Here is a 24102-nt window from a genome sequence, read left to right on the forward strand (position 1 = left end):
CCCGGTTATCGGGAGGCCGGACGACCGCCGGATCGGTAGGGTTGATGGTTTCGCCATCGACCACTCTCCGACCGGAGGTCCGTTCGCATGCCCGGAAGATCCGACACCGCCGCCGCCCCCGCCGCCCCCGGCACGGCCGCCTTCCCCCCCGCCACGCCCGGAACGGCCGCGTCCGGCACGGCCGCGCCCGACGTCCTGGCCGCCGAGCGCGCGCACCTCGCGGCGGCGCGCGAAGCGCTGCGCCGGATGCGCGCGCACGCCGAGAGCCTGTCGGCCGACATGGCCGCCGACTGGGTGTCGCGGCAGTACCTGGAATCCCTGCTGGACCAGCGCGTCGCCGCGCTCGCCGACCATCCGGACACGCCGCTGTTCTTCGGCCGCATGGACCGCGACGGCGAGGACGCCCGCGAGAGCCCCGACGACGACTCCGCCGACGACTCCGCCGACCACCTCGACGACGATTCCGCCGACGGGCCGGGCCTCACCACGATGTACGTGGGACGGCGGCACATCCACGACGACGACGGCGACCGGCGCCCGCTCGTCCTGGACTGGCGCGCCCCGGTCTGCCGCGCGTTCTACCAGGCGGGCCCGGCGGACACGATGGGCTGGCGGCTGCGCCGCCGGTTCGGGTTCCAGGGCGGCGAGCTGACCGCGTTCGAGGACGAGCCGCTCGACGTCCCCGAGGACGCCGGCGGCCCGCGCACCTCGGCGCTGCTCACCGCCGAGATCGAGCGCCCGCGCACCGGGCCGATGCGCGACATCGTCGCCACGATCCAGCCCGAGCAGGACGTGATCGTCCGCGCCGACCTCGGCCGGACGGTGTGCGTGCAGGGCGCGCCCGGCACCGGGAAGACCGCCGTCGGCCTGCACCGCGCCGCCTACCTGCTGTTCACCCACCGCGAGCGGCTGGCCCGGTCCGGCGTGCTGATCGTCGGGCCGAACCGCGCGTTCCTGGCCTACATCTCGGCCGTCCTGCCCGCGCTCGGCGAGGTCCGCGTCGACCAGGCGACCGTGGACGACCTGCTCGGCGCGCCGACCGGCACCGGGCCCGCGGAGGCGTCCGCCGTCAAGGGCGACGCCCGGATGGCCGAGGTGCTGCGCAAGGCGCTGTGGCGGCACGTCCGCAAACCCGAGGAGGGCCTGGTCTACACCCGCGGGGTGGCGAAGTTCCGGCTCGCCGACCACGAGGTGCGGCAGACGGCCGCCGCGCTGCGCGGCACGACCCGCTACGCCGCCGGGCGCGACATGCTCGCGCAGCGGCTCGCGCACCAGATCCTGGTACTGATGGAGCAGCGCGGCGAGGCCCCCGACGACCGCGTCCAGGACCAGGTCGCCCGGTCCCGCCCGGTCAAGCAGGTGCTCGACGCGGTCTGGCCGAAGGTCACGCCCGAGGCGGTGCTGCACGGGCTGCTGTCCGACGCCGACGCACTCCGCGCCGCCGCGCGGGGCGTCCTGACCGACGAGGAGCAGGCCGCGATCCTGTGGCCCAAGCCGCCGCGCTCGCCCCGCTCGGCGAAGTGGACCTCCGCCGACCGCGCCCTCCTGGACGAGCTGGCCGACCTCATCGAGCGCACCCGCTCGCTCGGCCACCTCGTCGTGGACGAGGCGCAGGACCTGTCCGCCATGCAGCTGCGGGCGCTCGGCCGCCGCTGCGCCGCCGGGTCCGCGACCGTCCTCGGGGACATCGCGCAGGGGACGACGCCCTGGTCGGCGCGCTCGTGGGACGAGGTGCTCGGCCACCTCGGGCAGGAGGGCGACGTGACCGAGCTCGCCGTCGGCTTCCGCGTGCCGGGCACCGTCCTCGACTTCGCCGCCGCGCTGCTCCCGCACATCGCGACCGGCCTCGCTGCTCCGCGCTCGCTGCGCGCGGGCGCGGGAGCGCTGACCGTCCGGCGGACCGGCGACGTCGTGCAGGACGCCGCCGACACCGCGCGCGGCCTGCTGGAGCTGGAGGGGACGGTCGGGCTGATCGTCCCGGACGCCGCCGTCGAGGCCCACGCCCGAGCGCTCGACGCCGCCGGCGTCCCGCACGGCGTGCTCGACCTGGAGAGCACCGGAGAGGACGAGCGGCTCCAGCTCGTCCCGGCGACGCTCGCCAAGGGCCTGGAGTTCGACCACGTCGTGGTGGCCGAGCCCGCCGAGATCGCCGCCGCCGAGGAGCGCGGGCTCGCCCGCCTGTACGTGGTGCTCACCCGCTCGGTGACCTCCCTGGCCGTCCTGCACGCCGCGCCGCTCCCCGAACCGCTGCGTCGTTGACGGGGCCGCGGGCGGCTCCCTAGGGTGAACCTAACCGACTGGTTGGTATGTCCCCTGCGGAGGTCCGTCCGTGAGCACAGCACCGCCCGGCGCGGAGGAACTGGAGCGGCGGGTCGCCGCGTTCCTCGCCGCGCACGATCCGGCCGCCACCGAGCGCCTGGAGTTCCTCCGCGCCCGGTTCGACGCCGGGCTCGCCTGGGTCCACTATCCGGAGGGCCTCGGCGGGCTCGGCGCGCCGGTCGCCCTCCAGCACGGCGTGGACGTGGCGTTCCAGCGCGCGGGCGCGCCGTCCAACCATCCCGAGGCGATCGGCATCGGGCTCGGCATGGCCGCGCCGACGATCCTGGCGTTCGGCACCGAGGAGCAGAAGCGCCGCTTCCTGCGCCCGCTGTGGACGGGCGAGGAGGTGTGGTGCCAGCTGTTCTCCGAGCCCGGCGCGGGATCCGACCTCGCCGCGCTCGGCACCCGCGCCGTCCGGGACGGCGACTCCTGGACGGTCAACGGCCAGAAGGTCTGGACGTCCATGGCGCACGAGGCGCGCTGGGCCATCCTCGTCACCCGCACCGACCCGGACGTCCCCAAGCACCGCGGCATGACCTACTTCATCTGCGACATGCACGCGCCCGGCGTCGAGGTCCGGCCGCTGCGGCAGATCACCGGCGAGGCCGAGTTCAACGAGGTCTTCCTGACCGACGTGGTCATCCCCGACGAGCACCGCCTCGGCGAGGTCGGGGAGGGCTGGCGCGTCGCGACCACCACGCTGATGAACGAGCGTGTCGCGATCGGCGGACGCGCCGCGCCGCGCGAGGGCGGCATGATCGGCGTCGTCGCCGGGCTCTGGCGGGACCGTCCGGAGCTGCGCACGACCGGCGCGCACGAGGAACTGCTGAAGCTGTGGGTGGAGGCCGAGGCGGCGCGGCTCACCGGCGAGCGGCTGCGGCAGCAGCTCGCGGCCGGCAGCCCCGGCCCCGAGGGCTCGGCCGCCAAGCTCGCGTTCGCGCGCCTCAACCAGGAGATCTCCGGGCTGGAGCTGGAGCTGCTCGGCTCGGAGGGCCTGCGCTACGACGACTGGACGATGCGCCGCCCGACCGAGGTGGACTTCACCCGCCGCTCGCCCGGCTACCGCTACCTGCGCGCAAAGGGCAACTCGATCGAGGGCGGCACCTCGGAGATCCTCCGCAACATCATCGCCGAGCGCGTGCTGGGCCTGCCCGGGGAGATCCGGGTGGACAAGGACGTCCCGTGGAAGGACCTGCCGAAGTGAGCGACCTGCTGTACGGCGAGATCGAGGACGACCTCCGCTCCGGCCTGCGGGACGCGCTCGGCGAGCGCGCCGCCTGGCCGGACGTCCTCGCGGGCACCGAGAAGGACGAGCCGTCCGACGCCGCGCTCTGGGGCGTGCTGGACGAGATCGGCGTCCTGGCCCTGCCCGTGCCCGAGGAGCGGGGCGGCGGCGGGGCGACCTGGCGCGAGACCGCCGTCGTGATGGAGGAGCTGGGCCGCGCCGTCGCGCCCGTCCCGTTCCTGACCAGCTCCGTCATCGCCACGGCGGCGCTGCTGGCCGCCGGCGACGAGCTGGTGTCCGAGCTGGCGTCGGGGGACCGGACGGCCGTCCTCGCCGTCCCGTTCGGCACCGCGCCGGACGCGCCGCTCCCGGCCGTCCGGGCGTCCGGCGACGGCCTGACCGGCGAGATCCGCGACGTCGCCGACGCGCTCGCCGCCGACGTCCTGCTCGTCCCGACGGCGGACGGCCTGTACGCCGTGGCCGCCGCCGACGCGACCCGCGCGCGGGTCGTCTCGCTGGACATGACCCGGCGGCTCGGCGACGTCACCCTCGCGAACGCCCCCGGACGGCTCGTCGCGACCGGTGAGGAGGCCGTGCGCGCCGGGCTCACCGCGGGCGCGGCCATGCTCGCCTCCGAGCAGCTCGGCCTGGCGGACCGCTGCCTGGAGATGACGGTCTCGTACCTGAAGACGCGGTACCAGTTCGGCCGTCCGGTCGGCTCCTACCAGGGCCTCAAGCACCGGCTCGCCGACCTCTGGACGTCGGTCTCGCAGGCCCGCGCGGTCGCGCGCCACGCGGCGGCGTGCCTGGCCACCGGCGACGCCGACCTGCCCGTCGCCGCCGCGCTCGCGCAGGCGCACTGCTCGGGGGTCGCCGTCCGCGCCGCCGAGGAGTGCGTCCAGATGCACGGCGGCATCGGCTTCACGTGGGAGCATCCGGCGCACCTCTACCTGAAGCGGGCCAAGGCCGACGCGATCGCTCTCGGCACGGCGACGCACCACCGCGCCACTCTGGCCCGCCTCCTGGACCTGCCGCCCGCCTGAGCGGCCCGCTCCGATCCGGCCGGGCCGGCCGAACGCAACCGCTCGGCCGGGGCGGCCGGACAGGACCGTTCGGCCGGGGCGGCCGGACGGGACCGCTCAGCCGGGGCGGCGGAACCGCTCAAGCGGTGGCGACGCAACCGCTCAGGCGGTGGCGGCGGCGTCGAGTTCGGCACGGCGGGGCGGATCCGCGCCCGGCCGGGTGCACGTCAGCGACGCCGCGAGGACGGCGCGTTCGAGCACCCGGGCGGGCGCGCCGCCCAGGCCGTCCCGCCCGGCGGGCCCGAGGAGGCCCTCCTCCGCCAGCCCGGCGAGCAGCGCCGACATGAACGCGTCGCCCGCGCCCACGGTGTCCGCGACCCGCACCGGCGGCGCGGCGCGGCGGATCTCCTCGTCCCCGAGCAGCGTCGCGCCCTCGGCCCCGTGCGTCACCACGACCAGGGCGGGGCCGAGCGCGCGCCACTCCCGGGCGACGGCCAGCGGATCCGCGCCCGGACGCAGCCAGGCGATGTCCTCCTCGCTGGCCTTCACGACGTCGCTCAGCGCGACCTGCCGCGCGACGCGCTCCAGCTCGCGCCGCCGGTCGCCCATCAGCGCCGGGCGGACGTTCGGGTCGAACGACACCGTCGCCGAGGCCCGCGCCGCCGCCATCATCGCCTCGACCCGCGCGGGGCCGTCGCCGAGCGCGGCGGCGAGGGAGCCGGTGTGCAGCGCGATCGTGCCGTCCGGGAGCGCCGCCTCGGCGGGCTCCCAGGACAGCGCGAAGTCGTAGGCCGGGACGCCCGCGCCGTCCAGCGTCACCACGGCCATGCCGGTGAACGGCGACGGCTGGACGACGACCGAGACGTCCGACTCCTCCAGGTGGCGGACGACCAGCCGCCCGAACGCGTCCTCGCCCAGCCCGGTGACCAGCGACGACGGGACGCCGAGCCGCCCGAGCCCGACCGCGACGTTGGCGGGGCTCCCGCCCGGGACGGCCCGGAAGAGGCGCTCGTCCCCGGCCGGGGCCAGGTCGACGAGCGCCTCGCCGAGAACGGTGATCCGGCTCAACAGCCCGCCTTGTAGAGGATCTTCTGGACGTCGGGCTGGTTCAGGTTCTCCTTGGTGACCACGGTCGCGTCGGTCGGGATGGACGGCGTGACGGTCTGCTTCTTCACCGCCGCGACGGCCTGCTCCACGCCCTTCGCGCCGATGTCGCCGGGCAGCTGCGCGACCAGCGCCTGCACCACCCCGTCCTGGAGCTGCTTCACCTGCGCCGGACCGGCGTCGAACCCCACCATCTTCACCTTCCCGAGCTTGCCCGCCTGCTGGAGCGCCGACCCGGCGCCGGTCGCGGAGTTCAGGTTGGTGGCGAAGACCCCGGCGAGATCCGGGTCCTTGGCCAGCGCCGCGTTCACGATCTTGCTGGCCTCGGACACGTCGTTGTGCGAGTACTGCACGCCGACGTACTTCACGTTCGGGTGGTTCGCCTTGATCTCCTGCTCGAACCCCTTGATCCGCGCGTCCACCGTACTCACCCCGGGATCGGTGGAGATCACCAGGACCTTGCCCTTGTCGCCGATCTGCTTCGCCAGCGCCGTCGCGGCGGTCGCGCCGCCCTTGACGTTGTCGGTGCTGATCCGCGACACGCCGATGGACGGGTCGTCCACCACGGTGTCGACCAGCACCGTCTTGATGCCCGCCGCCTTGGCCTGCTTCAGCGGCGCGATGAGCGCCTTGGTGTCGGTCGGGGCGATCAGCATCCCATCGGGTCTGCTCGCCACCACCGAGTTCACGATGGGGGTCTGGAGCGTCGGGTCGAACTTCTGCGGGCCCTGGACCTTCAGGTCCACGCCCATCGAGGCCGCCTGCCGCTTCGCGCCGCACGCCATCGTCTCGTAGAACTCCTCGCCCGCCATGCCCTGCACGAGCGTGAGCTTGATCTTTCCGCCGGACCCGGAGCCCGAGTCCGAACACGCCGTGGCCGCCGCCGCGACCAGCGCCGCCGCCGTCAGCACGCCGATCAACCTGCGCATCGTTCGCCTTCCTGCCTGCTTCTTCGGGGGGTGGGGGATCAGTGGTCGCCCGCCCGGCGGCGCCACTGGTCCAGGTAGACGGCGACGATGAGCACCGCGCCGACGACGACCTGCTGCCAGAACGGCTTGACCCCGAGGATCTGGAACCCGTTCTGGAGCACGGCCGGGATGAACACGCCGATGACGGTGCCGAGGACGGTGCCGACCCCGCCGAACAGGCTCGTCCCGCCGATCACCACCGCCGCGATCGCCTGCAGGTTGTCGGTCGAGTGCGCCGACACCCCGGTGATCCCGTACTTGGCCAGCGACAGGTACCCGGCCAGGCCCGCGAGCAGCCCGGCCAGCGCGTACACCTTCACCAGCTGCCGCTCGACGCGCACGCCCGCGCGCCGCGCCGCCTCGGTGTTGGACCCGATCGCGTAGGTGTGGCGGCCGAACCGGCACTGCGCCAGCAGCACCGCGAGCGCCACCGTCACCGCCGCCGAGATCCACACGATCTCCGGGACGCCGAGCCACTTGTCCAGCCCGAGCCCGAGGTTGAGCCGACTGGACGCCCGCATGTCCACGCCGCCGGTGATCAGCAGCGCGCCGCCGAGCGACATGCCGAGCGTGCCGAGGGTGACGATCAGCGCCGGGATCCGCCCGTACGCCACCACGGACCCGTTCAGCACGCCCCACGCCAGGCCGGTCGCGACCGCGACCACGGGACCGATCCACAGGGCCGTCCCGGACTCCGCGCCGACCGCTTCCATCGCCTTGGCGGCGGTCACGGCCGAGAACACCAGCACGCCGCCGACCGACAGGTCGATCCCGGACGTGATGATCACGAACGTCATGCCGACCGCGAGCAGCAGCAGGATCGCCGCGTCGCCCACCATGTTCAGCAGGTTGAAGCTCGTCGCGAAGCTGTGCGGGCGCAGCACGCCGAACGCGACGAGCATCGCCGCCAGCACCAGCGCGATCCAGACCACCTGGCTGCCCGCCACCCGGTCCAGCACGGACGCGCGCCCGCGCCCGCCGCCGTCCCGCGCGGCCACCGGTTCACCGACTTGCACGCTCATGCGCCCTCCCCGTCCGCCGCGTTCCCGTCCTGCCCGGCCGCCTCGTTCGCGTCGCGCACCGCCTCGCCCATCGCGTCGCGCACCGCCTCGCCCATCGCGTCGCGCGCCGCCTCGCCCATCGCGTCGCCCATCGCCTCGGACGCCGCGCCCGTCATGGCGGCGACCAGCTCCTCCATGGAGACCCGCGCGGTGTCGAAGCGCGCCACGCGGGTGCCGAGGCGCAGCACCTCGATCCGGTCCGAGACCGCCTTGACGTCCTGCATGTTGTGGCTGATCAGCACCACCGCGACGCCGCTGTCCCGGACGCGCCGGATGAGGTCCAGCACGCGGCCGGTCTGGAGCACGCCGAGCGCCGCGGTCGGCTCGTCCATGAACACGACGCGGCGCGCCCAGGTCACCGCGCGCGCCACCGCCACGCCCTGCCGCTGCCCGCCGGACAGCGTCGAGACCGGGACGGCGTCGGACTTCAGCCGGACGCCGAGCCGCTCGAACTCCTCGTGCGCCCGGTCGCGCATCGCGCGGTGGTCCAGGAAGCCGAGCCTCCCGAGCAGGCCGCCGCGCAGCACCTCGCGGCCGAGGAAGAAGTTCGCGGCCGGGGTGAGCTGCGCACACAGCGCCAGGTCCTGGTGGACGGTCTCGATCCCGGCCTCGCGTGCGTCCTCCACGCCGTCGAACGCGACCGGCACGCCGTCCAGGCGGATCGTCCCGGCGTCCGGCCGCTCCACCCCGGAGAGGATCTTGGTGAGGGTGGACTTGCCCGCGCCGTTGTCGCCGATCAGCGCGACGACCTCGCCCGCGTGGACGGTGAAGTCCGCGCCGCGCAGCGCCTCCACGTGCCCGTAGCTCTTGACGATGCCGCTGGCCTCCAGCAGCGGCGCGCCCGCTCCGGCGCCCGCGCCCGTGCTCGTGCCCGTGCCCGCGCCCGTGTTCGCGTCCGCGCTCACTTTCCGGCCTCCTCGGGGACGGGCGGCAGGCAGCGCAGCACGTCCAGGTCGCGTCCGCGCAGGCCGGTCGGGCCCGCGCCGTACGGCACCAGGACGGTCTGCCCGCCGCGCACCGGCAGGTCGCCGCCCTCGTACCGCAGCTCGCCCTCACCGCGCAGGACGACTAGGACGGCGAAGCCCGGCGGGAACCCCGTCCCGTCCCCGGCCAGCTCGGCCCGGAAGAACGGGTCGGCGGCCTCGGGCAGGACGCGCCGGGCGCCGCCGTCCGTCACGGGCATCTCGCCGCGCCGGCGCACGAGCGCGGCCACGTCGTCCGGCGACCAGGCGGTCCGGTCGACGCACTCCAGCGCGACGTCCCAGCCGAGGCGGAGATGGCCGGACTCGTCGCCGTCCGGGGCGAAGCCCTTCCACTCCAGCATCACGCTGAAGTCGGTCGGCTCCTGGAGCTCGACCACGAACACGCCCGCGTCGATCGAGTGCGGGATGCCGGCCGGGATCAGCACCGCGTCACCGGCGCGGACCCGCACCGGGTTGGTCGCGTCCAGCATCGCGGCGGCGTCCTGCTCGGCCGACCAGGCGCGCAGCCGCTCCTCGGGCACCTCGTCGCGGAAGCCGATCCGCACGGTGCCGCCGTCGGGGTCGGCGGTCTCCAGCACCAGCCACGCCTCGGTCTTGCCGAACGCGCTGCCGAGGTGCGCCCGCGCGAAGTCGCGGCTCGGATGGCAGTGCACCGGCAGCCGCTGGCCGGCGTCCAGCAGCTTGACCAGCAGCGCGGACGACTCGCCCCAGCGGCGCACGTGCTCGGGGCCGAGCCAGCCGACCGGGTCGGCGGCGAGCGCCGCGGGCAGCGGGCGGCCGTCCGGGAGCACGGTCACCCCGGCGGACGCGTCGTCGATGCGGCCGGTCGCCGAGCCGACCCAGTCCTCGGGCCGGTGGTCGTCGGGAGGCCGCACGCCGCGGAACCGGGCGATCGCGGCGCCGCCCCGGTAGAAATGGCGCGGCTGGTTGGCGGGCAGGGTGAGGGGTCGCACGCGTCGGTCCACCTCTTCCGGGGGAACGCCGGGGATACCCGGGGGTTCGTCGTCCGATGGGTTCGTCGTCGATGGGTTCGTCGTGAGGGATCGGTCGTCGCCGGGTCGGTCGTCGATCGTCGGCGGGCCGGGAATCGGCCCGCCCGTTGCGGCCTTACCTTCGGCCCGAATGACATCGTTGTCAACAGTCGGCCGCCCGCCGTGACCCGCCCGTGACCCGGGGGCGGCCGGAAACCCCCGGTCGTCCCGGCTTCCGGAACCGGACGATCATCAGGTCGGGGAGGTCCCGCCGGCGGCGCGGGGATAACGTTGGACCGTGACGAACGAGGACAAGCACCGCCGCCCCACGATCTCCGACGTGGCCGCGGCCGCCGGGGTGAGCGTCAAGACGGTGTCCCGGGTCATCAACAACGCCCCCTCGGTCCGTCCCGAGGTCACCGAGCGGGTGCTCGCGGCGATCAGCACCCTCGGCTTCCGCCGCAACCACATCGCGAGCTCGCTGAGGTCGGGCCAGCACACGGCCACCATCGGCCTGATCATCGAGGACCTGGCCAACCCGTTCTACTCCGCCCTCGCCGCCGCGATCGGACGCTACGCGCGCGAGCGCGGCACGCACCTGATCACCGCCAGCTCCGAGGAGAGCCCGGAGCTGGAGCGCCAGCTGTTCCTGGAGCTGTGCCAGCGCCGGGTGGACGGCCTGATCATCGTCCCGGCCGGCGGCGACCACTCCTACATGCGCCCCGAGCTGGAGATGAACACCCAGGTGGTGTTCCTGGACCGGCCGCCGGCCGGCATCCTCGCCGACAGCGTGCTGATCGACAACGCGGGCGGCACCCGCGCCGGGGTCGAGGCGCTGCTCGCGCGCGGCCACCGCCGGATCGGCGTGATCAGCGACTCGACCACGATCTACACCGCCCGCGAGCGCCTCGCCGGCGTCCGCGCCGCCCTCGCCGCGGCGGCCGTCCCCTACGACGACGCCCTGGTCAGGACGGACGTCGCGCACCCGGACCAGGCCGCTGCCGCCGCCGCCGCGATGTTCCGGGAGGGCGACCCGCCGACGGCGTTCTTCTGCGGCAACAACCGGATCACCGTCGGCGTGCTGGCCGAGCTCGGCCGCCTCGGCGCGGACGCCGACCTGCTCGGCTTCGACGACTTCGAGCTGGCCGACCTCATGCCCCGCCCGTTCACCGTCATCGCCTACGACGTGGGCGAACTCGGCCGCGCCGCCGCCGCGCGGCTGTTCGACCGGATCGGCGGCGACCGCTCCTGGCCCGCCGAGACCGTCCTGCCCACCCGGCTCGTCCGCCGGGGCGCCCCCGCCGACGCCTGAGCGCCCCCGCCCGGGGCCCTGGGCGCCGCCTCCCGGGGTTCTGGTGACGCCACCGCACCTCCGCCCGACCGGGTGCGCAGATGACTTCTTGGGACAACGTTGTCATTGATATTGATCGAGGCCAGGGTGTGTTTTCGCGCTGGTTGGGGGACTTGTTGCTTGATTGGGCCCTTGACGCGCCTGGGGAGGGGCTTCACGATCTAGGGCGTCCTGACAACGTTGTCTCGGAGGAGCGCGTATGCACAGGCCGCATCCACGCGGACGTCCGCCCCGGCGTCTGCCCCGGCGCCTGACCGGACGTCCGCCCGGCAGCCGGGTCCCCCGGCGGAACGCCGTGCGGCGGATCGCCGTCCCGGCCGCCCTGGCCCTGATCCCCCTGCTCCCCGTCGCGGCCGCGCAGAGCGCCCAGGCCGCGCCCGACCCGACCTCCTACGTCAACACCTTCGTCGGCACCCAGGACGGCGGCCCGGACTTCGGGCACGGCGGCGGCGCGGGGGAGAACTTCCCCGGCGCGGTCGCCCCGTTCGGGATGATGCAGTGGAGCCCCGACACCGTGCGCAACGCGGGCGGCGGCTACAAGTACGAGGACGACCGCCTGCGCGGGTTCTCCATGACCCACATCTCCGGCCCCGGCTGCACCGGCGCGCAGGACTTCCCGGTGATACCGGTCTCCGGGACGATCGGTCAATCGCCCGCCACCCACGGCGACGACTACGTCCGCACCTTCAAGCACGAGAACGAGCAGGCGAGCCCCGGCTACTACTCGGTGACCGACGACGCGGGCGTGAAGACCGAGCTGACCGCGTCCACCCGCGGCGGCGTCGGGCGGTTCACCTTCCCGACCGGCAAGCCCGGCACGCTGCTGCTGAACGTCACGGGCTCGATCCACGGCGTGGACGACGCCGAGGCCACGGTCCAGGGCAACACCGTCGAGGGCTGGGCGAAGACCGGCGGCTTCTGCAACGCCTCCACCCGCTACTACGTGTACTTCCGCGCCACGTTCGACCGTCCGGTGAAGGCGTTCGGCACCTGGAAGGACGACTCGGTCGAGGCCGGCAACGCCGTCGCGCGCGGCAAGTCGCCCGACAAGGTGCCGCAGGCGGTCAAGCCGACCGGACGCGTCCACAACGCGCCGGGCGGCAAGCCGGTCCGCGAGCAGCGGGCGTTCAGCGGCGGCGTCAACGTGAAGGGTCCCGGCTCCGGCGTCTACCTCCAGTTCGACTCCGGGAAGCCCGTCCAGATGCGGACCGCCCTGTCCTATGTGAGCCTGGCGGGCGCGCGCGCCAACCTCAACGCGGAGATCGGCGGGCGCGGCTTCGACACGGTCCGCGCGGCGGCGCACCGCGCCTGGCAGAAGCGGCTCGACCAGGTCAAGGTGGCCGGCGGGTCCGAGGACCGGCTGCGCACGTTCTACACCGCGCTCTACCACGCGCTGCTCCAGCCGTACGTGTTCGACGACGTGGACGGCACCTACACCGGCTTCGACTACCGCACGCACAAGGTGCGGCCCGGCCACCACCAGTACGCCACGTTCTCCGGCTGGGACATCTACCGCAGCGAGGCGCAGCTGATCTCGTTCCTCGCCCCGGACGTCGGCTCCGACATCGCCCAGTCGATGTACGACGACGCGCACCAGATCGGGAACGTCTGGGACCGCTGGTCGCACCAGAACACCATCACCGGCGTCATGGTCGGCGACCCGTACCACTCGATCGTGTCGTCGGCGTACGCGTTCGGCGCGCGCGACTTCGACGCCAAGGGCGCGCTCGCGGCCATGGTGGACGGCGCGAACCGGATCGGCGCGAAGTCCGGCTACACCGAGCGTCCGGGCAACGCGCAGTACCTCAAGCGCGGCTTCCTGCCGATGGACACCTCGACCACGCTGGAGTACGGCCTCGCCGACTTCGGCATCGCGCAGCTCGCGCAGCGGCTCGGCGACAAGGCCACCGGCGACGCGTTCATGAGCCGCGCGCAGAACTGGCAGAACGTCTTCAACCCGGCGAACGCCTGGATCCAGCCGCGGATGTCGGACGGCTCGTTCTACAGCCCGTTCAACCCGGCGGACTCCAACTCCTACGTCGAGGGCAACGGCGCCCAGTACAGCTGGATGGCCTACCAGAACGTCGGCGGCCTGTTCGACCTGATCGGCGGCCGGGACGCCGCGGCCAAGCGGCTCGACACCTTCTTCACCAAGCTCAACGCGGGCCCGCACGAGCCGTACGCCTACCTGGGCAACGAGCCGTCCATCCAGACGCCGTGGCTCTACGCGTGGAGCAGCACGCCCTACAAGACGCAGGACGTGGTGAGCCGCGCCCGCACCGAGCTGTACAAGCCGACGCCCGGCGGCCTGGTCGGCAACGACGACCTCGGCACGATGTCGGCCTGGTACGTGTGGTCGTCGATCGGCATGTTCCCGGTGATCCCCGGACGCGCCGAACTCGTCGTGAACGGCCCGGCCTTCGACAAGGTGGAGATCCGCCGCTCGTCCGGCCAGCGCTTCACGATCAACGCGCCGGGCGCGTCGGGCAGTCCCTACATCCAGTCGCTCAAGGTGAACGGCAAGGATTCGTCGAAGCTGTGGCTGCCCGAGTCGTTCGCCACCGGCGGCGGACGGCTCGACTACACCATGGGCGCGCAGCCGAACACCACGCTCGGCACGGCCGACGCGGACGTGCCGCCCTCGTTCGACCAGGGCGCGCACGCCTTCATCTCGGCGGCGAATCCGGGCATCGTGGCGGTCGAGCCCGGCGGCACCGCGACCACCACGCTGCGGGTGCAGGCGCTGGCCAAGGGCGGGTCCGTGTCCTGGACGGCCAAGCCCCCGGCGGGCGTGACCGTCAGCCCGTCCTCCGGGACGCTGGCGGTGCCCGACCACGGGCAGGCCGAGCAGCAGGTCACGCTGTCGGTCGCCGCCGACGCCAAGGTGGACCTCTACTCGGTGCCGTTCGACATCTCCGGCGCGGGCGAGGCGGCCGTGTCGGTGAACGTCGCCCGCAAGGGCACGATCGAGTGGTACCAGAACAACGCGGGCATCTCCTCGGACGGGACGCCGGCCGCGGCCGACTTCGACGGCGGCGGCTGGACCTACTCGCAGCAGGCGCTCGCCGCCGCCGGGGCCAAGCCGGGCGCGAAGCTGAACTGGAACGGCTTCACCTTCACCTGGCCGTCCCGGCAGCCGGGCCAGTTCGACAACGTCCAGGCCCAGGGGCAGACGATCGAGCTGGCGCAGCCGGTCGCGGGCGCGAAGCTCGCGTTCCTCGGCTCGGGCGGCAACGGCGACGCCCCGTCCAGCGTCACCGTCACCTACACCGACGGCACGACGCAGAAGTCCGACCTGGCGTTCTCGGACTGGGCGCTCGGCGCGGACGCCTACCCGCCGAAGTACGGCAACCAGATCGTGCTGAAGACCCCGTACCGCAACTCCGGCGACGGCGGGAACCAGAAGATCAACGTGTACGTGTTCGGCGCGACCCCGATCGCCCTCGCGTCGGGCAAGCAGGTGAAGAGCTTCACGCTGAACGCCCCGGCGTCCGGCGGCTCACTGCACGTGTTCGCCTGGTCCTTCTCCTGATCGGCGCATGACGGGCCGTCCCTGGAACCGGAGGGTTCCGGGGACGGCTCTTCCCGTGCCGGCTATGGGTGCGCCGTACCGGACCGTCGAACGCGGTCCGGTCCGCGGGGTCAGACGGTGCGGCGGCGCCGCCAGGCCAGGCGGCGGAGCAGCGGCGGGTCGGAGGCCGCCAGCTCCGGATGATCCGGGATGGTGAGCGAGTCCAGCAGCGAGTCGAACGACGGCGGCCGGACGCACACGAGCGTCGCCCGCGTCCGCCGGGCGCAGTGCAGCCGCACCGACGGCCGGATGATCCGGGACAGCAGGCTCCGGTGGCCGTGCCCGACGACGAGGATGTCGTCGTCGCGGGCCAGCCGGACCAGCGTCGCGCCCGGCTCGCCGACCAGCGCGAGCGCGGTCATCTCGACGCCGTGCGGGGTGCCGCCCGCCACCTCGGCGAGCGTGCGGGCGATCAGCTCGGCGCCCGCGGCGCGCAGCGCCTCGGTGATGCCGCAGCCGATCTGCCCCGCCGCCGACACGTGCGGCGGCAGCGGGGCGGCGTGCACCACCAGCAGCGCCAGGCCGCGGAGCCGGGCCTCGCCGATGGCCCACGACAGGGCGCAGCGCGCGCCGGGCGAGTCGTCCACTCCGACGACGACGCGCGGTCCGCCCTCCGGTCTCACGATCACGGTCCCCTCCTGCGGGAGCCTGCCACCGACCCTGCGCGATGTGTGCCCTCCAGGGTGCAGCCTTACCCGCCCGGGCGGAAGTGTTTACACGCGTCGAACCGCGGGTTTCTCGCGGAAGGCCGTCCGCTGACGCGTTTCGCGCCCTCCCGTCAGACGCGGTCGGCGGCGATGAGGAGGTACTGGAACGATCCGTCCTTGTAGGACGACAGGAACGCCTCCTCGATGCCGGTGGCGACCGACGACCGCGCGCGCAGTTCCCAGTAGGGGATGGTCGCGGCGGTCAGGTCGATGACGCGGACCGGGACCAGGCGGTTGGCGGCCATCGCGGCGAAGTAGGTCCGGCGGGAGTGCACGCCGCACTCGTAGTGCGCGTTGATCGTCGAGACCGCCTTGGACGGGATCTGCCCGTAGACGTCGTTGTAGCAGCCGGTGATCGTGACGTACCGCCCGCCGCGCGCGAGCAGCCGGGCGTGCGCGGCGAACAGGTCGTACAGGTCCACGTACATCGTGGACTCGTTGTTCCAGATCGAGTGGAACTCCCCGGCGGGCAGGCCCGTGTCGAGCATGTTCGCGAGGTGGAAGGCGACCCGGTCGGCGACGCCGCGCTGCGTGGCCTGCTCGTTGGCGAAGTTCACCTGCTTGGCCGAGATGGACACGCCGTCCACGCGGCAGCCGAAGCGGTGGTGGGCCAGGAAGCTGCTGCCGCCCCGGCCGCACCCGGCGTCCAGGACGCGGTGCCCGGGGCCGAGCGGTCCGCCCGCGAAGCCGAGGTTGTCCAGCAGCAGGTTCGCCTGCGCCGACTCCAGCCGGTGCAGGTCGGCGATCACCGCGTCGTCGCCCGCCTCGGCGACGCCGGGGGCCGGGTCGCCGATGCCGTAGTGGTGGTGGAAGTACCCGTCCACCTCGCCGAGCCGGATGTTCACCGGGTCGGCCTCGGCGTTCCAGTAGGCGGCGACGTCACCCTGGTAGGAGGTCAGAGCGGGCTGGGACATGGGTCATCTCCTCGTGGTGCTCGGTGAAGGGGGGTGCGAGGTCAGGGCGCGACGGCGTAGCGGGTGCCGACGAGCCCGGAGTGCCACTCGTGGTTGCCCGCCACCCAGTTCGACAGGCCCGCCAGGTAGCGGGCGAGGACCGGGTCCGTCGGGCCGAGCAGGGCCGACAGCGCCTCGAAGTCGTCCATCAGCTCGTTGTGGATCTCGATGGTCCGCTGGAACGCCTCCTCGATGCCGAGGCCCTCCTCCTCGGCGAGGACGGTGGGCAGGCTGTGGTGCACGCGCTCCTGGGCCATCTCCTTGCGCAGCGAGTACAGGTCGTTGACGATCGTGCTGGCGTTGGAGGCCAGCGCCGTCGCGCGCTGGACGTCCGGACGGGCGAACACCGAGGCGGGCAGCTCGTACCCGCCGACGGCGTCGGTGATGGTCAGGCACGGCCGGAAGTTGTTGAACTGCCGCTGCGCCAGGTACTCCCACACGTGCGGCGTCCGCCCGGTCTGGATGCAGGCGGCCTCGGCGCAGTAGCCGAGGTACAGGTTGCAGATGTCGTGCCGGTACCGGTGCGCCTGCGCGGGCGTCGCGATCCGCTCGAAGTAGTTCATCGCCGACCGCATCGACCGCAGCGCGGGATGCGAGGCGAGCCCGGCCAGCCACTTCGGGATCTGCGCCTTGGTGGTGTGCAGCGGGTCGATCGCCGACTGGGCGACCAGCAGCCGCGCGCCGAGCCCCTCGGGATGGCCGCCGAGGTCGGGCTCGCAGAAGTAGTCGTCCACGGCGTTCTCGCCGATGTAGAGCATCCCGGCGGCGACCAGGTGCTCGAAGGTCGCCGCGTCCGGGTGGCACATCACGACCGAGCGCCCGGGGTCGAACGCCAGGAACATCGCGCGCAGTTCGTCGCCGGGGTAGAGCTCGATCTCCTTCTCGGCCCATTGCATGAGCCGCTCGTTCACCCGGTCGGCGAGCGCCCGGTCGTCCCGCAGCGGCCGGTGGTACTTGAGCCCCTTGATCGTCCTGGGCGGTTCGGCCTCGTCCGCGCGGCGGTCCTTCGCCGGCTCGGGGGCGGGCTCCTCGGCGGCGGACGCGCCGGGGGCGGACGCGCCGGGGACGTCCTGCGTGGGGACGTCCTGGGTGGGGACGTCCTGCGTGGGGACGTCCGAAATCCCGGAGACGTCGCCGGTTCCGTCCAGGAAGGGGATGCGCGCGGCCGAGGTGCCGAACCCGGTCGGCCCCGCGGGCAGCGCGGAGAACCTTTCGGACAGGTCCGCGAGGACTCCTGCTGGTTCGGTCGTCTCGGCACGCGTGTCCACCGCTGACCTGCTTTCGCGAGGGGGGTTTCCGGGCGCTTTCGTCACGCCGTGATTACAAAACGTAGTGACGCCGCTTCCCAACGTGAATAACCCCCCGGTGAGGTCCACCGGTCCCCGCCGACACATGCCCGTCGTGCGGCGCGGCGCGGAATGGGCGTCCGGAATGTGACTTCGGCCGCAAAATGTCGGAGGGTTCGCCTACGGTCGGAGCAGCTCGGTTCACCGCGTCCCATCCACCGCGTCCCATCCACCGCGTCGGTCTGTGAGGATGACCCCCTATGGCGAACGGCACCATCGACCAGGAACGGGAGTTCGAGGAGCTCGTCGATCCGTACCGGCGCGAGCTGCTCGCGCACTGCTACCGGATGCTGGGGTCCGTCCACGACGCGGAGGACCTGGTCCAGGAGACCTACATCCGCGCCTGGCGGTCCTACGACGGCTTCGAGGGCCGGTCCTCGCTCCGCACCTGGCTCTACAAGATCGCGACGAACGTCTGCCTGACCGCGATCGAGCAGCGCGGCCGACGGCCGATGCCGACCGGGCTCGGCGGCCCGAGCGAGGACCCGGAGCGCCCGGTCGTGGCGTCGCCGGAGGTGCCGTGGCTGGAGCCCGCGCCCGACAGCATGGTCGCCGCCGACCCGGCCGACCCGGCGGCGATCGTCGCGGCGCGCGAGACGACCCGGCTGGCGTTCGTCGCGGCGCTCCAGCACCTGCCCGCGCGGCAGCGGGTCACGCTGATCCTGCGGGACGTCCTGAAGTGGAAGGCGGCGGAGGTCGCCGACCTGTTCGGGACGAGCGTCGCGTCGGTGAACAGCGCCCTGCAGCGCGCCCGCGCGCAGCTGGAGGAGTCCAGCCCCGAACGCGACCACCTGGTCGAGCCGACCGACCCCGGCCAGCGCGACCTGCTGGAGCGCTACGCCAAGGCGTTCGAGGACGCCGACATCGACGGGCTGGTCGAGCTGTTCAAGGAGGACGCGGTCTGGGAGATGCCGCCGTTCCCCGAGTGGTTCGTCGGCCCCGAGCACATCGCGCGGCTCATCAAGGCGCAGTGCGGCCCCGAGCGCGCGACCTTCCGGGTGCTGCCGACCGGCGCGAACGGGCAGCCCGCGTTCGCCCTGTACAAGCGGGGCGACGACGGCGTGTACCGGCCGTACCAGCTCCAGGTCCTCGACATCACCGACGGCGGCGTCCAGCACGCGTCGGTCTTCTTCGACACCAGCCTGTTCCCGCTCTTCGGGCTTCCCGAGACGGCCTGACCGCCCTCCCGCGGCCCGGCGCCCGCTTTTCCGCTCAGCGGACTTTCCGTTGAGCGGAAAAGCGGGCGCTTCGCGTCCGCGCCGTGCTGCCAGGGTGGTCGAAACGGGCGCCGGGGGCGGCTGGGCGCGGTCCTCGCGCGCCGCCGGACGGCCCCCGGAGCGATCGGGAGGCGGAGCGGCAGTGGGTGCGGACAAGGTCGTGGCCTCCGCGGCCGAGGCGGTCGCCGACATCGGCGACGGCGCCTCGCTCGCGGTCGGCGGGTTCGGGCTCTGCGGGGTGCCCGCGGTGCTCATCGAGGCGCTGTACGAGCGCGGCGCGACCGGCCTGCGGGTGGTGTCCAACAACTGCGGGCTGGACGGCCGCGGCCTCGGGCGGCTGCTCGCGGCCGGGCGGATCGCCCGCGCCATGGGCTCCTACGTGGGGGAGAACAAGGAGTTCGCGCGGCAGTACCTCGGCGGGGAGATCGAGGTCGAGCTGATGCCGCAGGGCACCCTCGCCGAGCGGCTGCGCGCGGGCGGCTCCGGCATCCCCGCCTTCTACACCCCGGCGGGCGTCGGCACGCTGGTCGCCGAGGGCGGGCTGCCCTGGCGGTACGCGCCGGACGGCTCGGTCGCCGTCGCGTCCCCGCCCAAGGAGGTGCGCGAGTTCGGCGGCCGGTCCCACGTGCTGGAGGAGGCGATCACCACCGACTTCGCGCTCGTCCGCGCGGCCAAGGGCGACCGGCACGGGAACCTCGTGTTCGACAAGGCCGCCCGCAACTTCAACCCGCTGTGCGCGATGGCCGGGCGGGTCACGGTCGCCGAGGTGGAGGAGCTGGTCGAGCCGGGCGCGATCGACCCCGACCACGTCCACCTGCCCGGCGTGTTCGTGCAGCGGGTCGTCCCGCTGACGCCCGAGCAGGCCGCCGACAAGCCGATCGAGAAGCGGACCGTCCGGAGCGGAGAGCCGACTGCGCGGAGCGAGGAGCCGACGGTGCGGAGCGACGAGCGCACCGTGCGGGAGGTGCGGGACTGATGCCCTGGAACCGGGACGAGATCGCGGCGCGCGCGGCGGCGGAGCTGCCGGACGGCGCCTACGTCAACCTCGGCATCGGCCTGCCGACGCTGATCCCCAACCACATCCCGGCCGGACGGCACGTGGTGCTGCACGCCGAGAACGGCGTCCTCGGCGTCGGCCCCTACCCGGCCGAGCACGAGGTCGACCCCGACCTGATCAACGCGGGCAAGGAGACGGTGACCGTGCTGCCCGGCGCGGCCTGCTTCGACTCCGCGCTGTCGTTCGGGATGATCCGCGGCGGCCACATCGACGTCGCCGTGCTGGGCGCGATGCAGGTGTCGGCGCGCGGCGACCTCGCCAACTGGTCGGTGCCCGGCAAGATGATCAAGGGCATGGGCGGCGCGATGGACCTGGTGCACGGCGCCCGCCGGGTGATCGCGGTGATGGCGCACACCGACCGGTCCGGCGCGTCCAAGATCGTGGAGACCTGCTCGCTGCCGCTGACCGGCGCGCGCTGCGTGCACCGGATCATCACCGACCTCGCCGTCCTGGACGTGACGCCCGGCGGCCTGGCCCTGGTCGAGACCGCCCCCGGCGTCACCGAGGCCGAGGTCCGCGAGCGGACCGCCGCCCCCATCCGCGCGTAGGAGAGCAGCATGACCCACCCCCCGTACCTCCATCCGGGATACAAGAGCACGGTGCTGCGGGCGCCCGCGCGCGAGCTCGTCATGCCGAAGCTCGGGCCGGACAGCGTCGAGCTGACCTCCCCGGTGTTCGGCCACCACGAGCTCGGCGCGCTGGACGAGGACCTGACCAAGCACCACTCCGGCGAGCCGCTCGGCGAGCGGATCGTCGTGACCGGGCGCGTGCTGGACCGGTCGGGCCGTCCGGTGCGCGGCGCGCTGGTGGAGATCTGGCAGGCCAACGCGGCCGGGCGGTACGCCCACCTCCGCGACCAGCACCCGGCCCCGCTGGACCCGAACTTCACCGGCGCCGGGCGCTGCCTCACCGACGGCGACGGCCGCTACCGGTTCGTCACGATCAAGCCGGGCGCCTACCCCTGGCGCAACCACCACAACGCCTGGCGGCCCGCGCACATCCACTTCTCGGTGTTCGGGACGGCGTTCACCCAGCGCCTGGTCACCCAGATGTACTTCCCGGGCGATCCGCTGTTCGCGCACGACCCGATCATGCAGTCGATCCCCGAGCAGCGGGACCGCGACCGGCTCGTGGCCCGCTTCGACCTGGACACGACCGTGCCCGAATGGGCGCTCGGGTACCAGTGGGACATCGTGCTCGGCGACACCCCGATGGAGGCGTGATGACCGACATGGAGGCGCCCGCGTACGAGCCGACGCCGTCGCAGACGGTCGGGCCGTTCTTCGGCCACGCGCTGCCCTACGCCGAGGGACCGGAGGTCGTCCCCGGCTGGCATCCGGACGCGATCACCGTCCGGGGCCGGGTGCTGGACGGCGCGGGCGAGCCCGTCCCGGACGCGCTGATCGAGATCTGGCAGGCGGACGGCGACGGCCGCGTCCCGTCCGGGGAGGGCGGCCTGCGCCGCGCGGGCCACGGCTTCTCCGGGTTCGGCCGCTGCGGCACCGACCCGGCGGGCCGGTACTGGTTCCGGACGGTCCGCCCGGGCGCGGTCGGCGAGGACGCCCCGTACATCGCCGTGCTGGTGTTCGCGCGCGGCCTGCTGAAGCCCGTCCGCACCCGGCTCTACTTCCCGCAGGACGCGGCGGCGCACGCGACCGACCCGCTGCTGTCCGCCGTCCCCGCCGAGCGCCGTCCGACCCTGGTGGCGGTGGCCGAGGACGACCGGACGTATCGTTTCGACATCCACCTGCAGGGCGAGCGGGAGACGGTCTTCCTTGGCATCTGATCAGCCGTTCGGCGCCGCGCCGGCCGGCGCCGCCGGGCCCCTCGACGAGGGGTGGGCCGCCGGGCCGCTGGACGCGGGCCTGCTGTCGCCGGTCCGCGCCGGGACGGCCGCCGAGGCGCTCACCGGCGACGCCGCGTGGGCGCGGGCGCTGCTGGACGCCGAGGCGGCGCTGGCCCGCGCGCAGGCGCGCGCCGGCATCGTCCCGCCGGGCGCGGCGAACGCGATCACGACGGCGGCGCGCCTCGCGCGGCCGGACGTCGCCGACCTGGCCCGCCGGGCGCGCGGCGCGGGCAACCCGGTCGTCCCGCTGGTCGCCGACCTGCGCGACCTCGCCGGGGACGCCGGACGGCACGTCCACCGGGGCGCCACCAGCCAGGACATCATGGACACCGCGGCCATGCTGGTCGCCGCGCGCGCCCGGCGGGAGATCGTCGGCACGCTCGACCGCGTCCTGCTCCTGCTCGCGGGCCTCGCCGAGCGGTACCGCGACACGCCGATGGCGGGCCGCACGCTGTCCCGGCAGGCGCTCCCCACGACGTTCGGGCTGAAGGCGGCGCAGTGGCTGCTCGGCTGCCTGGACGGCCGCGACCGGCTGGCGTCGGTCGCGCTGCCGGTCCAGCTCGGCGGCGCGGTCGGCACGCTCGCCGCCTACGGCGCGGACGGCCCCGACGTCGCCGACGTGTTCGCGGCCGAGCTCGGCCTCGACCGGGCCGTCCTGCCCTGGCACACCCGTCGCGCCCCGGTCGCCGAGCTGGGCACGGCGCTCGCCCTGGTCACCGGCGCGCTCGGGAAGATCGCGACGGACGTGACGCTGCTCGCGCAGAGCGAGGTGGACGAGGTCGCCGAGCCCGCCGGACCCGGCCGGGGCGGCTCCTCGGCGATGCCGCACAAGCGCAACCCGGCGCTCGCCACGCTCGTCCGGTCGGCGGCGCTCCAGGTCCCGGCGCAGGTGCAGGTGCTGCTGGCGGCGCAGGCCGCCGCGCACGAGCGTCCGGCGGGGGAGTGGCACGCCGAGTGGCAGCCGCTGCGCGAGTGCCTGCGGCTGGCCGGCGGCGCCGCCGAGACCGCCGCCGAACTCCTGGACGGCCTGGAGGTCCGCCCCGACCGCATGCGCGCGCACCTGGACGACCTGCTCGGGCTGCTCGGCGGCCACGACGCCGGCGCCGACATCCGCGCGGCGGGCGCCCTGGTCGACCGCGCCCTCGTCCGGTACAGGAAGAACTCGCCGTGAGACTCGTCCACCGCCTCGACGGCCCCGAGGACGCGCCGCTCGTCGTCCTCGGCCCCTCGCTCGGCACGACGTCCGGGCTCTGGGACCCGCAGCTCGCCGCGCTCGCCCGGCACTGGCGGGTGCTGCGCTACGAGCTGCCCGGTCACGGCGGCGCGCCCGTCCCGGACGGCCCGCTCACCGTCGCCGACCTCGCCGGCGCCGTGCTCCGCCTCCTCGACGACTTCGGCGCGGCGCGGGCCGCGATCGCGGGCGTCTCGCTCGGGGGAGCCGTCGCGATGACCGCCGCCCTGCGCGCGCCCGAACGCGTCGCCAGCCTGGCGCTGCTCTGCACGTCGCCGAAGTTCGGCGAGCCCGGCCCTTGGCGCGACCGCGCCGCGCTGGTGCGCCGTGAGGGGATCGACGGGATCGCCGAATCCGCGCCGTCCCGCTGGTTCACGCCGTACTTCGCCGACGCTGAGCGTTATGTCGCGATGAACAAGGCGGCCGACCCGGAAGGCTACGCGGCCTGCTGCGACGCGCTCGCCGAGTTCGACGTGACCGGCGGCCTCGGCCGGATCACCGCGCCGACGCTGGTCGTCGCGGGCGCGGACGACGCCGCGACACCGCCGCACGGCCACGCCGACGTGCTCGCCGCGCGCATCCCGGACTCGGTGCTGACGATCGTCGGCAACGCCGGGCACCTCGCGAACGCCGAGCGCCCCGGTACCGTCACCGACGCGCTCGTCCACCACCTGAACCGCACCTGGAAGGGGACCGCCGCGTGAATCCCGGCACCGACGAGCAGCGCCGCGCCGACGAGCGGGCCCGCGCCGACGAGCAGCACCGCACCGACGAGCAGCGCCGCGCCGACGAGCAGCGCCATGCGGACGGGATGACGACCCGCCGGGAGGTCCTGGGCGGCGCGCACGTGGACCGCGCCGTCGCGCGCACCACCGGCTTCACCGCCGACTTCCAGGACCTCATCACCCGCTACGCCTGGGGCGAGATCTGGACCCGGCCCGGACTGGACCGCCGGACGCGCAGCTGCATCACCCTGACCGCGCTGGTCGCGGGCGGCCACCACGACGAGCTCGCCATGCACGTGCGCGCCGCGCTGCGCAACGGCCTGAGCAGCGACGAGATCAAGGAGGTCCTGCTCCAGACCGCGATCTACTGCGGCGTCCCGGCCGCGAACTCGGCGTTCGCGATCGCGCAGCGCGTGCTCGCGGAACTCGACGGGGCGGAGTAGCG

19 protein-coding genes and 1 pseudogene are annotated in these 24102 nt (G+C 74.1%); 12 read left to right on the top strand and 8 right to left on the bottom strand.

Annotation, left to right across the window (positions count from 1 at the left end; genetic code table 11):
- Positions 1–87: 87 nt before the first annotated feature.
- From ACFPCY_RS07385 to ACFPCY_RS07395, 3 genes are all read left to right on the top strand, one after another.
- A complete protein-coding gene (locus tag ACFPCY_RS07385) occupies positions 88–2259 on the top strand; it encodes a HelD family protein (RefSeq protein WP_378252878.1) in 2172 nt (723 codons plus the stop codon).
- A gap of 70 nt (positions 2260–2329) precedes the next feature.
- On the top strand, positions 2330–3523 hold the full coding sequence (locus ACFPCY_RS07390; RefSeq protein WP_378252879.1) for an acyl-CoA dehydrogenase family protein: 1194 nt from the start codon (positions 2330–2332) through the stop codon (positions 3521–3523).
- On the top strand, positions 3520–4587 hold the full coding sequence (locus ACFPCY_RS07395) for an acyl-CoA dehydrogenase family protein (RefSeq protein WP_378252880.1): 1068 nt from the start codon (positions 3520–3522) through the stop codon (positions 4585–4587). The genes ACFPCY_RS07390 and ACFPCY_RS07395 overlap by 4 nt, the downstream gene beginning before the upstream one ends.
- A 141-nt stretch (positions 4588–4728) precedes the next feature.
- Here the strand turns inward: ACFPCY_RS07395 and ACFPCY_RS07400 are convergent, their stop codons facing one another.
- Genes ACFPCY_RS07400 through ACFPCY_RS07420 form a run of 5 tightly spaced genes read right to left on the bottom strand, consistent with a single transcriptional unit; the run spans position 4729 to position 9635 of the window.
- Positions 4729–5634: a carbohydrate kinase family protein gene (locus ACFPCY_RS07400; protein WP_378252881.1), complete on the bottom strand. Its 906-nt coding sequence runs from the start codon at positions 5632–5634 to the stop codon at positions 4729–4731.
- Positions 5631–6599, bottom strand: coding sequence for an ABC transporter substrate-binding protein (locus ACFPCY_RS07405; protein ID WP_378252882.1), 969 nt, complete (start codon positions 6597–6599; stop codon positions 5631–5633). The genes ACFPCY_RS07400 and ACFPCY_RS07405 overlap by 4 nt, the downstream gene beginning before the upstream one ends.
- Positions 6600–6637: 38 nt before the next feature.
- Positions 6638–7660, bottom strand: a complete 1023-nt coding sequence (locus ACFPCY_RS07410) for an ABC transporter permease (RefSeq protein WP_378252883.1) — start codon at positions 7658–7660, stop codon at positions 6638–6640.
- Positions 7657–8604 carry an ATP-binding cassette domain-containing protein gene (locus ACFPCY_RS07415; RefSeq protein WP_465251214.1) on the bottom strand — a complete coding sequence of 316 codons (948 nt, stop codon included), beginning with the start codon at positions 8602–8604 and terminating at the stop codon, positions 7657–7659. Before ACFPCY_RS07415 ends, ACFPCY_RS07410 begins: the two co-directional genes overlap by 4 nt.
- Positions 8601–9635 (bottom strand): class I mannose-6-phosphate isomerase, encoded by a 1035-nt coding sequence (locus ACFPCY_RS07420; RefSeq protein ID WP_378252884.1) that lies wholly within the window; start codon positions 9633–9635, stop codon positions 8601–8603. The genes ACFPCY_RS07415 and ACFPCY_RS07420 overlap by 4 nt, the downstream gene beginning before the upstream one ends.
- A gap of 316 nt (positions 9636–9951) precedes the next feature.
- Here ACFPCY_RS07420 and ACFPCY_RS07425 point away from each other — a divergent pair, with 316 nt between their 5' ends.
- Both ACFPCY_RS07425 and ACFPCY_RS07430 read left to right on the top strand, forming a co-directional pair.
- Entirely contained in the window at positions 9952–10965 is a 1014-nt protein-coding gene (locus ACFPCY_RS07425; protein WP_378252885.1) for a LacI family DNA-binding transcriptional regulator, read from the top strand.
- A 334-nt stretch (positions 10966–11299) separates the two neighbouring features.
- A complete protein-coding gene (locus ACFPCY_RS07430) occupies positions 11300–14536 on the top strand; it encodes a GH92 family glycosyl hydrolase (protein ID WP_378252886.1) in 3237 nt (1078 codons plus the stop codon).
- 110 nt (positions 14537–14646) lie between these two features.
- On the opposite strand, the gene ACFPCY_RS07435 is transcribed toward ACFPCY_RS07430, so the two are convergent.
- The 3 genes from ACFPCY_RS07435 to ACFPCY_RS07445 form a co-directional block, all read right to left on the bottom strand.
- Positions 14647–15204, bottom strand: a complete 558-nt coding sequence (locus tag ACFPCY_RS07435) for a universal stress protein (protein WP_378252887.1) — start codon at positions 15202–15204, stop codon at positions 14647–14649.
- A gap of 149 nt (positions 15205–15353) precedes the next feature.
- Positions 15354–16196, bottom strand: a complete 843-nt coding sequence (locus ACFPCY_RS07440) for a geranyl diphosphate 2-C-methyltransferase (RefSeq protein WP_378252888.1) — start codon at positions 16194–16196, stop codon at positions 15354–15356.
- Between the two features lie 41 nt (positions 16197–16237).
- Complete coding sequence (locus tag ACFPCY_RS07445) at positions 16238–17503, bottom strand: family 2 encapsulin nanocompartment cargo protein terpene cyclase (RefSeq protein WP_378252889.1); 1266 nt, start codon at positions 17501–17503, stop codon at positions 16238–16240.
- Positions 17504–17781: 278 nt separating this feature from the next.
- Between ACFPCY_RS07445 and ACFPCY_RS07450 the strand changes: the two genes are divergently transcribed.
- From ACFPCY_RS07450 to pcaDC, 7 genes and pseudogenes are all read left to right on the top strand, one after another.
- Positions 17782–18759, top strand: coding sequence for a sigma-70 family RNA polymerase sigma factor (locus ACFPCY_RS07450; RefSeq protein WP_378252890.1), 978 nt, complete (start codon positions 17782–17784; stop codon positions 18757–18759).
- Between the two features lie 181 nt (positions 18760–18940).
- Entirely contained in the window at positions 18941–19774 is an 834-nt protein-coding gene (locus tag ACFPCY_RS07455; RefSeq protein WP_378252891.1) for a CoA transferase subunit A, read from the top strand.
- Positions 19774–20403 carry a CoA transferase subunit B gene (locus ACFPCY_RS07460; RefSeq protein WP_378252892.1) on the top strand — a complete coding sequence of 210 codons (630 nt, stop codon included), beginning with the start codon at positions 19774–19776 and terminating at the stop codon, positions 20401–20403. Before ACFPCY_RS07455 ends, ACFPCY_RS07460 begins: the two co-directional genes overlap by 1 nt.
- 9 nt (positions 20404–20412) lie before the next feature.
- Complete coding sequence (gene pcaH, locus ACFPCY_RS07465) at positions 20413–21078, top strand: protocatechuate 3,4-dioxygenase subunit beta (RefSeq protein ID WP_378252893.1); 666 nt, start codon at positions 20413–20415, stop codon at positions 21076–21078.
- Complete coding sequence (gene pcaG, locus ACFPCY_RS07470) at positions 21078–21641, top strand: protocatechuate 3,4-dioxygenase subunit alpha (RefSeq protein ID WP_378252894.1); 564 nt, start codon at positions 21078–21080, stop codon at positions 21639–21641. The genes pcaH and pcaG overlap by 1 nt, the downstream gene beginning before the upstream one ends.
- Entirely contained in the window at positions 21631–22872 is a 1242-nt protein-coding gene (gene pcaB / locus ACFPCY_RS07475; RefSeq protein WP_378252895.1) for a 3-carboxy-cis,cis-muconate cycloisomerase, read from the top strand. Before pcaG ends, pcaB begins: the two co-directional genes overlap by 11 nt.
- Positions 22869–24100: pseudogene (gene pcaDC / locus ACFPCY_RS07480) on the top strand (bifunctional 3-oxoadipate enol-lactonase/4-carboxymuconolactone decarboxylase PcaDC). Before pcaB ends, pcaDC begins: the two are co-directional and overlap by 4 nt.
- Positions 24101–24102 lie beyond the last annotated feature (2 nt).

The organism is Actinomadura gamaensis, from assembly GCF_042652125.1.
Lineage (GTDB): Bacteria > Actinomycetota > Actinomycetes > Streptosporangiales > Streptosporangiaceae > Spirillospora > Spirillospora gamaensis.

Coding starts and splice junctions, on each gene's coding strand:
- pcaH (WP_378252893.1), top strand. CDS start 20,413: ATGACCCACCCCCCGTACCTCCATCCGGGATACAAGAGCACGGTGCTG.
- ACFPCY_RS07385 (WP_378252878.1), top strand. CDS start 88: ATGCCCGGAAGATCCGACACCGCCGCCGCCCCCGCCGCCCCCGGCACG.
- ACFPCY_RS07450 (WP_378252890.1), top strand. CDS start 17,782: ATGGCGAACGGCACCATCGACCAGGAACGGGAGTTCGAGGAGCTCGTC.
- ACFPCY_RS07410 (WP_378252883.1), bottom strand. CDS start 7,660: ATGAGCGTGCAAGTCGGTGAACCGGTGGCCGCGCGGGACGGCGGCGGG.
- ACFPCY_RS07405 (WP_378252882.1), bottom strand. CDS start 6,599: ATGCGCAGGTTGATCGGCGTGCTGACGGCGGCGGCGCTGGTCGCGGCG.
- ACFPCY_RS07460 (WP_378252892.1), top strand. CDS start 19,774: ATGCCCTGGAACCGGGACGAGATCGCGGCGCGCGCGGCGGCGGAGCTG.
- pcaG (WP_378252894.1), top strand. CDS start 21,078: ATGACCGACATGGAGGCGCCCGCGTACGAGCCGACGCCGTCGCAGACG.
- ACFPCY_RS07440 (WP_378252888.1), bottom strand. CDS start 16,196: ATGTCCCAGCCCGCTCTGACCTCCTACCAGGGTGACGTCGCCGCCTAC.